Source organism: Pseudomonadota bacterium, assembly GCA_018242545.1.
Classification (GTDB): domain Bacteria; phylum Pseudomonadota; class Alphaproteobacteria; order 16-39-46; family 16-39-46; genus 16-39-46.
In genome coordinates this window covers 90139-100937 of record JAFEBT010000001.1, presented here as the reverse complement: position 1 = coordinate 100937, position 10799 = coordinate 90139, and the positions used below count along the sequence as shown (strand labels likewise).

Genomic DNA, 10799 nt, shown 5'->3' with positions numbered 1-10799 from the left:
GAAGGAAGAGCTGAAGGAAGAGCTGAAGGAAGAGCTGAAGGAAGAGCTGAAGGAAAACATGAAGAAAAAATTAAAATTGCCCGAAGGATGATTCAAAAAAAGATGAATATTGAAATAATTATCGAAGTCACAGGGCTTGCTTCTAAGGAAGTTCAAGATCTTATGGAAGAGAAAGAATTCTCCAAAGATCATTAGAATGCTAAAGATTTTAGAAATTATGTTTAACTTTTAACCACTTTACGGATTGGAAAAGAGGAGCATAGAGATCTTCTTCAAGAGAAATTTTTATGCTCTGTTCTTCTTGCGAGGTGGGAGGTCGATCTAAAAAAGAAATTTTTGGAGCTTTTTGAATAAGGGCCAAAGGTGTTTGCTCATCTCCTTCCCCTATAACAAAAACAGCCGATGCCGCAAGGGCATCTAAAATATTTATCTGTGTAACACACAAAGGCTGGCCATAAACATCTGGTTTATTCACATAAGAGTAAAGAGGTTCAAACCCACACCATCCAAGAGCGATTCCTGTAACACCACGACGTAAGGGTGTTGTATGACTGTCTGTGATGAGAATCCCTAGATCTTGAAGTTTAAATTTTGTTCGTAAATGATTCCATAATGAAAAGGCAACTTCTTGAATGTCTTTAGGATAGAGAATATAAACATTTAATCCGTTTGACGCATCAATACCAGCGCTTGGAATGAGAAGTCCGTCTTTGATCGTGAGAAATAAATTATATGGGTTTTGATCTGTTTGAAGAAGGAGGTCAGCTTCTTGGCAAATGAGATCATATTTGGAAGTTTCCTCTTTACAAATATATCGCCCTTGACAAAGGCTAACAATTTTAGACGTTAAAGCAAGAATATCTCCATTCTCAAGTTTAGGAAGAGCGTCCTCAATAATATCTTCGAGACAACTGTTCTTTCCTTCAATACGAGCAGTTTTGAAAGCTTTAATATGCATAAAGTGTTTTCCTATTTTCCGAATAAAATTTATGAATTTTTCTAAAGAGAAATCCTGGGGTCGTGTTTCAATAAGATATTGTCATATTAAAGCTTGCTTATTGACGTGAGTAAAGTTACAAAGCATTAAAAAATTAACTTTTCTTTAACAATATGAGTTTTTCTAGGAGGATTATTTATGATTTTACGTATTGTGTCTCTTCTATTTTTCGTATGTTTAATGCTCTGTGAAAAGACTTACTGTCATTCACGTCTACATGGAAAAGTTGCCATCATCACAGGAGCAAGCAAAGGAATAGGACGTGGAATTTCTAAAGTTTTTGCATCTGAAGGAGCAAAAGTTGTTCTTGTGAGCCGAACCGAAGCAGATTTAAAAAAAGTTACAAATGATATTAAATCAGCAGGAGGAGAAGCTTCTTATGTTGTGGCGGATGTTTCAAAAGCTCAAGACATGGAAAATATGGCAGCGGAAGTTTTACAAAAACATGGACGGATTGATATTTTAATTCATAATGCAGGAATCTACTCATTTGTCCGCTTTGAAGATATGGATTTAGATCAATGGAATAATATAATCGAAACCAATTTAACAAGTTCTTTTCATGTGGCTAAAGCTTGTCTTCCTGCGATGAAAAAACAAAAAAATGGGCGTATTATTTTTACATCATCTATTTCAGGTCCACGTGTTGGGCTTCCAGGGGCTTCTCATTATACAGCTTCAAAGGGTGGCATGAATGGGTTTATGCATACGCTTGCAATCGAGCTTGCAAAATATAACATTACTGTGAATGCTGTGGAACCTGGCAATATTATGTCAGAAGGTTTTGACATGTTAGGTGATGAACACAAAAAAAGAATTTTAGCGGCAATTCCAATGGGACGTCTTGGCGTGCCCGAAGACATTGCTTATGCTGACGTTTTCCTCGCTTCAGATGAGGCTCAATATATTACAGGGCAATCCATTATTGTAGATGGCGGACAAGTTCTTCCAGAATCACACCATATGGAATATTAAAGGAAAAAATATTTGCCTTAAGCTTAGAAATGGTTTTTAAAAATACCTTTATTCATAAAATTAAAAATGCCCATAAGAAATGTAGGATATTACGGGGTATTTCATATGCTTATTTTAGGAAATGTAGAGAAGAAGATGCTTAACAAATGCTTTAGAGAAATGCTATCTTACAAATATCAGAAGGCATTCTTTGAATCTTTTGTTAAGCTATATTTAAGATATTGAAGACGCTTCCTTGAAATGATTAAAAATAACATCTTAGGTTTTATGAACAACGTTTCGTTAAATATTCATAACCTTCCAGAGTGAATTTATAAATTTTCTTGAGTTTGGTTTAATCTTAATTGTTAAAAGAATTTTGATGTCTTTCAAAAAAACAAAACCTTTCGTACCAGAAGGTGTTCAAATTTTACGTTCCCTTCTTAAAACACTTCCTTCGTCCCCGGGAATATACCGAATGCTGGATGAAAAAGAGGATGTCCTTTATATTGGAAAAGCAAAAAATATAAAAAAAAGGGTTTCTAATTATGTCTCATGGAATCAATTGCCAACACGTACAAAACGGATGGTGAGTCGTGTTAAAACTGTAGATGTTGTAACGACCCATACAGAAGTAGAGGCTCTTCTCTTGGAAGCCACCCTTATTAAGAAGTTTTTGCCCCCCTTTAATATTCTTTTAAGAGATGATAAATCGTTTCCCTATATATTTATTGCAACAGACCATGAATTTCCTCAAATTATGTCTCATCGCGGAGAAAAGAAAAGACCTGGGCATTATTTTGGGCCCTTTATAGAAGCTTCCCTGGTCTATAAAACGCTTCCTCTTCTTCAAAGGGCATTTTTATTAAGATCTTGTTCCGATAGCTTTTTTGCAAGTCGCAAGCGACCTTGTCTTCTCTATCATATTAAGCGGTGTTCGGCTCCGTGTGTTCGAAAAATCTCTCCAGAGAATTATAGTATTTTGGTAGAAGAAGCACGGTCCTTTCTTACAGGAAAAACAAAGAGTGTGCAGGAAGAGCTTGCTCAAAAAATGATGGCTGAGAGTGATCAATGTCATTTTGAAAAGGCCGCTGTATTTAGAGACAGAATCCGTGCTTTGACTCAAATTCAACAAACACAAGAAGTTGTAACCTCTTTAATTAACCGGGCAGATGTTGTTGCACTTTGGTCTCAAAATGGAAAAGCTTCTATCCAAGTTTTTATGTATCAAAATGGCGTTAATATTGGAAATCTTTCTTACTTTTTAGATCAAGAAAATACGATGACCTCCGAAAGCTTGTTGGATGCTTTTTTAACACAATTTTATATGACTCATGTTCCCCCCTCTCTTATTTTAGTGAGCATAGAATTGAAAGAAAAAAACCTTATGGAGGAAGCTTTTTCAATACTTGCAAAATCTCCTGTGAAAATTGAAGTTCCACAACGCGGCCTTAAATTTAATTTGGTTAAAAATGCTTACAAAAATGCAGAAGAAGCTTTGAGACAGCATTGGGCAAAGAATGCTTCTCAAAAAGTTATTCTTGAAAGAATACAAGAGATTTTTGAATTACAAACTCTTCCAAAACGTATTGAGGTTTACGATAACAGTCATCATCAAGGCAAAGATCCTTATGGGGTCATGATTGTGGTTGGACCTGAGGGATTTCAAAAGAATGCTTATCGGAAATTTATTATTAAGGATAAAACTCATGCACCACAAGATGATTATGCCATGATGCATGAAGTTTTAAGTCGTCGGTTAAAACATCTTCAACTGGGAGAAGAAGGAGCTCTTTTTCCAGATTTAATTTTGTTGGATGGGGGTCGTGGGCATTTAAAAGTTGGAGAAAAAATTATTCAAGAAATGGGTCTTCAAGGAATTGGTCTTGGAGCAATTGCAAAAGGTTCTAACCGAAATCAAGGAGATGAAACAATTTATCGAAGTCAGAAAAATCCTTTGAAATTAATGCCCAATGATCCTCTTTTATTTTTTCTTCAACAGATTCGGGATGAGGCCCATCGATTTGCAATTACAACACATCGAAAAAAAAGACTTAAGAGTATTACAAAATCGCGTCTTGACGAGATTGATGGGATTGGTCACACTCGAAAAAAAGCTCTTTTACAACATTTTGGATCCCTAAAAGAAATTGAAAAAGCAGGTGTTTCTGATCTGCAAGCAGTTAAAGGGATTTCAGAAGGACTTGCAGAGAGCATTTATAATTATTTTCATAAGTAAAAGGATATGATAATAATTTTAAAGAATTTAAGGAGGCGCTGAATAGAAAACTATTTTTAGGCTTAACAAAATGATTTAACAAAGATTTTTAGGTTTCAGAGGCATCCAATGAACTGGACACTATCAAATTTTTTAACAATTGTACGTGTTGCAATTATTCCTCTTATAATTGGCCTTTTTTACATAAAAGGAGATTTTGTTCATCTTCTCATGGCAATGCTTTTTGTTTTTGCATGTGCTACAGATTTTTTTGATGGATATTTTGCGCGGACATGGGACCAAGTAACTTCTTTTGGACGTTTTTTAGATCCTGTTGCAGATAAGCTTTTGATTACATCTGTGTTATTTATGCTTGTTGGAGCAGGACATATTAACGGTTTTTCTCTCATTCCTGGCGTTATTATTCTTTGTCGCGAAATCTTAGTATCAGGTCTTCGAGAATTCCTAGCATCTCTTAAAATTGGGCTCCCCGTAAGTTATCTTGCAAAATGGAAAACAGGTATTCAAATGGGGGCTTTAACATGTCTTCTTTTGGGGGACAGTGTTTATTTATTTTGGTTATCTCTTCCTATTCATTTGATTGGTTTAATTCTCCTTTGGTGTGCTGGTGGTTTGACCCTGATAACGGGATATACTTATTTAAAAGAAAGTCTCCAGTATTTTAAAGATAACTCTTTCTCATAAAGGTTGAGATGCTTCCCTGGCAGGTGTCACCTTCGCTTTTGGTTCTTTTTAACGCCCTCACAGGAGAAGTAGAAAAAAGCTCAAATCTTCTTCGATTTGTGGGTGGATGTGTACGAGATTATCTCTTAAAGAAGCCTTGGTATGATGTGGATCTTGCGACTCCTCTTTCTCCTGAGGAAGTCATAACGCGGCTTCAAAAAGAAAAAATTCCTTATATTACACCAGGAATTTCCCATGGAACAGTAACAGCAATTATTGAAGGTCACGCATATCAAATCACAACGTTGCGGTGTGATGTAAGGTCAGATGGAAGACGCGCTATCGTTTCTTTTACAGAAGATTGGAGGCAAGATGCATATCGACGCGATTTTACCATCAATGCCCTTTTTATGGATTGGACCGGGACACTTTATGATTTTGTAGATGGAGAAGAAGATCTTTCTCAAGGACGGATACGGTTTGTTGGAAATCCAGAAGAGCGTATACAAGAAGATTTTTTAAGGATATTACGCCTTTTTCGGATGTTTTCCTTTTATGGAAGAGAACCTCTTGAGAAAGAAACTTTAGATGCTGTTCGAAAGTATGCCCCTCAAATAAAGAAGCTTTCAACGGAACGTATACATGCAGAATTTTTAAGGCTTTTAGAATCTCCAAGTCCCCTAAGCTCTTTAACTTTAATGAGTACTTGTGGTGTTCTAAAAGAGATTTCAGAAAGTTTGGTCATACCCTCTTTTTTCGAGACACTTTTAAAACTCGAAGCACAAATTCAAGAACCTAATCCTCTTTTAAGGGTAGCCGCACTTCTTTTGCAAACTTCTAAAAATTTGAATTTTCAAGCCCTTAAGTCCTTTTTAATTCGAAAAAATGAGATTCATTATGTGCTTTCAATTCTTTCTTATAAAAAGTTTTTAATCTCACAAGACCCATTGATTTTTTCAAAGAAACTTCTCTCCCTTATGAAGCTTCCTCTCTATCGGGATGTTATGATTTTAAAAACAGCACTCTTCTTTCAAGATAAATCAACTCTATTTATTTTAAAAAAAATTTTACAAAAAGCAGAAGACGAAAATGAACGTCTTGTTTTTCCAATAAAGGGAAAAGATCTTTTATCTTTGGGTATAAAGTCCGGTCCAGATTTAGGAAAATTATTAAAGAAGACCCAAGAATTTTGGATGGAAAATGAGTGTTCTTTAACTAAAGAAGAATGTATAGCGTATGTTTTAAAAGAGATTTGTGAAAAGGAACATTAATTTTCTATATAATTTCTATTTTTTAAAATATATCTGTATGTGTTCCTATTCGGACAAGGTAGAGCATATCTAGCATATCTTTATCTGTTTTGTATGCGAGGGCCCAATTAGGCGCTATAGGGTATTCCCAATAAGCATTCCAATTATCAGTTAGTTTGTAATTCCTATTTTTGAGAGATTTTGTTTCACTACATCCAAAATTTACTTAGGTAGTGTGGACATTTCTAAAAAGAATAAAAAGATGGTAGTATCCAAGTTTCTAGTAAAAACAAAAGGATACTCCCAAAATGGAATATTACATTAAAGAACAAGAATGTGAACATATTTTTGAACTTTTAAAAATAAGAAAAAAATAATTTTAAAAAACAATAAATTATATGAGGTCAAACATTAAATCTAAAATGAAAAACATCTCCATCTTGAACGAGATAATCCCGACCTTCAAGGCGTAATTTTCCAGAAGCTTTTGCTAGGGCCTCTCCCTGAGCCGTAACATAATCTTCGTATGAAATCGTCTCAGCGCAAATAAATCCTTTTTCAAAATCTGTATGGATAACGCCAGCAGCTTCAGGTGCTTTTGCGCCCTGTCTAACTGTCCAAGCACGTGCTTCTTTAGGACCAATTGTAAAAAAAGTAAGGAGATTTAAGAGATTATAACCTTCACGGATGACTTGAGAAAGGCCTGTTTCATGGAGTCCAAGCGTTTCAAGAAAGGCGACTTGATCTTCTTTGTCAAGCTGTGAAACTTCTGCTTCAATGGCTGCAGAAATAAAAACAGCGCGTGCCCCCATTTTCTGAGCATAGTCAGATATTTTTTGGGTGAGTGTATTTCCTGTGAGGGCATCTTGTTCTTGGACGTTGGCCACAAATAAAACAGGTTTACTTGTTAATAAATTTAAATTTTTAAAAAGAGGAATTTCATCCGGTGTTAAGGAAAGCTGACGTGCAGGTTTTCCTTCTTGAAGTAGAGGAAGAACACGTTCGCAAAGATGGAGAGCTGCTTTTGCTTCTTCTCCTTCTTTGCCAGACATTTTTACTTTTTTTCCAAGGGTTTGAATTCTGCGTTCTATACTTTCAAGATCTGCAAGCATAAGTTCTGTTTCAATAATTTCAATATCACGAATGGGATCAATAGATCCTTCCACATGCGTAATATCATCATTTTCAAAGGCTCTGACAACATGAACAAGAGCATCAACCTCACGAATATGAGCAAGAAATTTATTCCCAAGGCCTTCACCCCGGCTTGCGCCCTTAACAAGTCCTGCAATGTCAACAAATTCAAGTTGTGTTGGAATTGTGACAGCTGATTTTGCAATTTTAGCGAGCTCAAAAAGGCGAAGATCAGGAACCCCGACACGTCCTACATTGGGTTCAATTGTACAAAATGGGTAGTTTGCAGCTTCAGCTGCGGCTGTTGCCGTCAATGCGTTAAAAAGCGTGGATTTTCCAACATTTGGAAGTCCAATAATGCCACATTTAAATCCCATAATGATATCCTTTGGTTATGAATGATAAGGTTTTAAAGATGCTTGCAGTGTTTGAAGAAAAATATCTTTTTTTCCTTCCAGAAAAAGAGGAAGGAATTCAGAAATTCTCTCGCAAAACGCAGACACAAGAATGGACTCATCTTTGGTAAAAGAACCAAGAACATAAGGCGTTACTTTCTCGCGTGATCCAGGATGCCCAATTCCAACGCGTAGACGCCAATAGTCATTTCCAATATATTCTGTAATACTTTTAAGTCCATTATGTCCACCGTTTCCGCCTCCTTTTTTAAGACGTATTTCTCCTAAAGGAAGATCCAGGTCATCATGAATGATGAGGATATTATCGAGGCTAATTTTGTAAAAGCGCATCATTGGACCAACAGACTCGCCTGAAAGATTCATATAGGTAAGAGGCTTTAAGAGAAAGATTTTATGGTTTTGAAATGTGCTTTCAGAAGTCAGCCCTTTAAAATTCTTTTTAAAAGATGAAAAAGAACAATGTGGAAAACCTTGATCTAAGATTGTATCAATAATCTGAAAGCCTATATTATGGCGGGTGTGGACATACTCAGGACCGGGGTTTCCAAGACCAACAATAAGAAAAGGGGGTTCCGTTATATGCGGAGCCCCCGTAATTTTTGAGAAAAAAGATGCCATCTAAGATTTCATGAGATCTAATATTATTTAGACTCTTCCGTTGTTGAAGGGGCTTCTTGTTCTTCTGTTGTTGTAGAGGAGTCAGATTTAAGGCCTGAAGGGGCAACAATGGTTGCAAGTGTATAATCACGGTGAGCATGCGCAACCTGAACACCTTTTGGAAGTGTAATATCTTCTAAGTGAATACTCTGTCCAACTTCAAGACCCGCAAGGTCAATCGTAATTTGCTCAGGAATGGAATCAACAGGACAAGATAATTGCAAATCGTGGTAAACAATGTTTAAAACACCTCCGCGCTTAATGCCTGGAGATTTATCTTCGTTAATGAATTTAAGGAGGACATCAACCGTAATACGGGACGAAGGATCGACCCTTAAAAAATCAACATGAATAGGAGCATCTGTAACTGGGTTAAGTTGCACGTCCCTCATTAAAGCACGATGATTGGAAGATCCTATGTTTAAATCATAAAGCTTTGTATGATAATAAGGATCTTGGAGCTCAAGCTTTAGTGTTTTTGCATCAATTGCAACCATAAGGGGATCAATGCCGGTGCCATACAAAACACCAGGAATTAATCCGCTGCGGCGTGTGGCACGTGCAGGACCAGTCCCTCCTTTTGCTCGGGTTTCTATGGTGAGAGTTTTCACGGACGCCATTTTCGAATCTCCTTACTTTTCCTTAAAATCAAAAATCTTATTCAATCAAATAAACTTGAAACAGACCGCTCTTCGCTAATGCGATGAATTGCTTCCGCAATAAGAGGGGCGACTGACAATACACGAACTTTAGAACAGGCAATAACTTCTGCACAAGGCTGGATGCTGTCTGTGACAACAAGAGAAGATAAAGGCGATGCACTAATACGTTCAATTGCTCCTACTGATAGCACGCCATGGGTGGAATATGCAAGAACATCTGAAGCACCTGCGTCTTTTAATGCAACAGCAGCATTACACAATGTGCCAGCTGAGTCGACAATGTCATCAACAAGAATACAGATACGTCCTCTGACGTCTCCAATAATATTCATAACTTCAGAAACCCCAGCACGTTCCCGACGTTTATCAATGATCGCAAGCTCTGCATCAATACGTTTTGCAATTGTTCGCGCTCTATAAACACCCCCAACATCGGGCGAAACGATGGTAATATGAGAGTTTGGATAATGTGCAAGAATGTCGTTTTGAAAAACAGGGGCAGATGTTAAATTATCGACAGGAATATCAAAAAAACCCTGAATTTGGCCTGCATGAAGATCAAGTGTTAGGACGCGGCTCGCACCTGAGGTTGTAATGAGATTTGCAACAAGTTTTGCAGAAATTGGCGTGCGTGGGCCTGTTTTACGATCTTGTCGAGCATATCCAAAATAAGGAATAACGGCAGTTATACGTCGTGCTGATCCACGTTTAAGTGCATCCATTGTGACGAGAAGTTCCATTAAATTGTCATTCGCAGGAAAAGAAGTCGATTGAAGCACAAAAACATCATCTCCACGAACATTCTCTAGGATTTCAACAAAAACTTCATTGTCTGGAAATTTACGGATAATTGCGCTCGTAATTGGAATAGACAAATATGCAGAAATTGCAGTTGCGAGAGGGGGGTTGCTGTTACAAGTGATAAGTTTCATGAAAAACACGTATTTTAAAAATGTGGAACCTTTGGGACCTTATCAATCTTTTAAAGAGAAGTAAACTCTTGTCTGAAGAGAAGATGTATTTTTCTAAGGAAGAAAGTTTTTTTGAAGTTTCCCTAGACAATCTCGGACAAGATGATTTAAAAAAGCATATTGAGTCTATTTTTTAACATAAGGGAGAGTACAATGGATTATGCAGATGCCCCACCAAAAAGTGTCATTGTTGAAAGCAACTTTACGCAACAAGTACATACCTCAGAAAAAGCGGTTATTACAACACCCTCTGGTTTAAAATATCACGATGATGTCATTGGAACAGGTCCTTCCCCTAAACCGGGGCAAGAAGTAACCGTCCATTATACGGGCACCTTATTAAACGGACAAAAGTTTGATAGCTCCGTTGACCGTGGACAACCGTTTAACTTTCAGATTGGTGTTGGACAAGTTATTCGAGGATGGGATGAAGGTGTTGGATCAATGAAAGTGGGTGGAAAGCGTCGCTTAATTATACCACCCGAGCTTGGGTATGGAACCCGTGGTGCTGGAGGCGTTATTCCTCCCAATGCCACGCTTGTTTTTGAAGTCGAACTTTTGGGCGTTAAATAACAATATTGATTTTTTAAGTTTTTTAAAAAGAAGAAGGAAGAAATTCCTTTTTCTTTTTTTTATATCACAGTTTATTAAGAGAAACTGACTTGGAATTTTATTATCTTGAACAGTTTTAGGATCTTTCAATTTCTGAAAAAATTTCGCCTGACAAGCTTAAGATGATAATATAAAATTATTTTTGATCATGGGAGTTCTCAGCTGTGCTCGTATTTTTTTAGAAGTTTTTTCTATATCTAGCTGCTTCAATTCATCTTGGATCGTCAATGCCTCATTCCGAATT

General features: G+C 36.8%; 11 protein-coding genes and 1 pseudogene. 6 read left to right on the top strand and 6 right to left on the bottom strand.

Translation table 11 applies throughout. The annotated features are described in order from the left end of the window. On the top strand, nucleotides 1-195 hold a 195-nt coding region (locus tag JSS34_00515), incomplete at its 5' end, for a transposase (GenBank protein MBS0184831.1). A gap of 13 nt (nucleotides 196-208) precedes the next feature. Here the strand turns inward: JSS34_00515 and JSS34_00510 are convergent. After that, the gene (locus tag JSS34_00510) at nucleotides 209-958 is read right to left on the bottom strand and encodes a coenzyme F420-0:L-glutamate ligase (protein ID MBS0184830.1); all 750 of its coding nucleotides are present in this window, start codon (nucleotides 956-958) and stop codon (nucleotides 209-211) included. A gap of 219 nt (nucleotides 959-1177) precedes the next feature. Here JSS34_00510 and JSS34_00505 point away from each other — a divergent pair, with 219 nt between their 5' ends. From JSS34_00505 to JSS34_00490, 4 genes are all read left to right on the top strand, one after another. Further along, on the top strand, nucleotides 1178-1972 hold the full coding sequence (locus JSS34_00505) for an SDR family oxidoreductase (protein ID MBS0184829.1): 795 nt from the start codon (nucleotides 1178-1180) through the stop codon (nucleotides 1970-1972). 361 nt (nucleotides 1973-2333) lie between these two features. Beyond that, nucleotides 2334-4190: an excinuclease ABC subunit UvrC gene (uvrC, locus tag JSS34_00500; protein MBS0184828.1), complete on the top strand. Its 1857-nt coding sequence runs from the start codon at nucleotides 2334-2336 to the stop codon at nucleotides 4188-4190. Between the two features lie 108 nt (nucleotides 4191-4298). After that, complete coding sequence (pgsA, locus tag JSS34_00495) at nucleotides 4299-4874, top strand: CDP-diacylglycerol--glycerol-3-phosphate 3-phosphatidyltransferase (GenBank protein MBS0184827.1); 576 nt, start codon at nucleotides 4299-4301, stop codon at nucleotides 4872-4874. A gap of 8 nt (nucleotides 4875-4882) precedes the next feature. Next, the gene (locus JSS34_00490; protein MBS0184826.1) at nucleotides 4883-6124 is read left to right on the top strand and encodes a CCA tRNA nucleotidyltransferase; all 1242 of its coding nucleotides are present in this window, start codon (nucleotides 4883-4885) and stop codon (nucleotides 6122-6124) included. A gap of 22 nt (nucleotides 6125-6146) precedes the next feature. On the opposite strand, the pseudogene JSS34_00485 reads toward JSS34_00490, so the two are convergent. The 5 genes and pseudogenes from JSS34_00485 to JSS34_00465 form a co-directional block, all read right to left on the bottom strand. Continuing rightward, a pseudogene (locus JSS34_00485) lies at nucleotides 6147-6305 on the bottom strand (type II toxin-antitoxin system mRNA interferase toxin, RelE/StbE family). A 202-nt stretch (nucleotides 6306-6507) separates the two neighbouring features. Then, on the bottom strand, nucleotides 6508-7614 hold the full coding sequence (gene ychF / locus JSS34_00480; protein MBS0184825.1) for a redox-regulated ATPase YchF: 1107 nt from the start codon (nucleotides 7612-7614) through the stop codon (nucleotides 6508-6510). Nucleotides 7615-7629: 15 nt separating this feature from the next. Further along, on the bottom strand, nucleotides 7630-8271 hold the full coding sequence (locus JSS34_00475) for an aminoacyl-tRNA hydrolase (GenBank protein ID MBS0184824.1): 642 nt from the start codon (nucleotides 8269-8271) through the stop codon (nucleotides 7630-7632). Nucleotides 8272-8294: 23 nt separating this feature from the next. Beyond that, a complete protein-coding gene (locus JSS34_00470; protein ID MBS0184823.1) occupies nucleotides 8295-8930 on the bottom strand; it encodes a 50S ribosomal protein L25/general stress protein Ctc in 636 nt (211 codons plus the stop codon). Nucleotides 8931-8971: 41 nt separating this feature from the next. Further along, complete coding sequence (locus JSS34_00465) at nucleotides 8972-9904, bottom strand: ribose-phosphate pyrophosphokinase (protein MBS0184822.1); 933 nt, start codon at nucleotides 9902-9904, stop codon at nucleotides 8972-8974. A gap of 192 nt (nucleotides 9905-10096) precedes the next feature. Between JSS34_00465 and JSS34_00460 the strand changes: the two genes are divergently transcribed. Next, complete coding sequence (locus tag JSS34_00460; GenBank protein MBS0184821.1) at nucleotides 10097-10516, top strand: FKBP-type peptidyl-prolyl cis-trans isomerase; 420 nt, start codon at nucleotides 10097-10099, stop codon at nucleotides 10514-10516. The last annotated feature ends 283 nt before the right edge of the window (nucleotides 10517-10799 follow it).

What these genes read in the sequence shown, in the direction of transcription:
- JSS34_00510 (MBS0184830.1), bottom strand. Translation starts at nt 958, where the DNA reads ATGCATATTAAAGCTTTCAAAACTGCTCGTATTGAAGGAAAGAACAGT.
- JSS34_00505 (MBS0184829.1), top strand. Translation starts at nt 1,178, where the DNA reads ATGCTCTGTGAAAAGACTTACTGTCATTCACGTCTACATGGAAAAGTT.
- uvrC (MBS0184828.1), top strand. Translation starts at nt 2,334, where the DNA reads ATGTCTTTCAAAAAAACAAAACCTTTCGTACCAGAAGGTGTTCAAATT.
- pgsA (MBS0184827.1), top strand. Translation starts at nt 4,299, where the DNA reads ATGAACTGGACACTATCAAATTTTTTAACAATTGTACGTGTTGCAATT.
- JSS34_00490 (MBS0184826.1), top strand. Translation starts at nt 4,883, where the DNA reads ATGCTTCCCTGGCAGGTGTCACCTTCGCTTTTGGTTCTTTTTAACGCC.
- ychF (MBS0184825.1), bottom strand. Translation starts at nt 7,614, where the DNA reads ATGGGATTTAAATGTGGCATTATTGGACTTCCAAATGTTGGAAAATCC.
- JSS34_00475 (MBS0184824.1), bottom strand. Translation starts at nt 8,271, where the DNA reads ATGGCATCTTTTTTCTCAAAAATTACGGGGGCTCCGCATATAACGGAA.
- JSS34_00470 (MBS0184823.1), bottom strand. Translation starts at nt 8,930, where the DNA reads ATGGCGTCCGTGAAAACTCTCACCATAGAAACCCGAGCAAAAGGAGGG.
- JSS34_00465 (MBS0184822.1), bottom strand. Translation starts at nt 9,904, where the DNA reads ATGAAACTTATCACTTGTAACAGCAACCCCCCTCTCGCAACTGCAATT.
- JSS34_00460 (MBS0184821.1), top strand. Translation starts at nt 10,097, where the DNA reads ATGGATTATGCAGATGCCCCACCAAAAAGTGTCATTGTTGAAAGCAAC.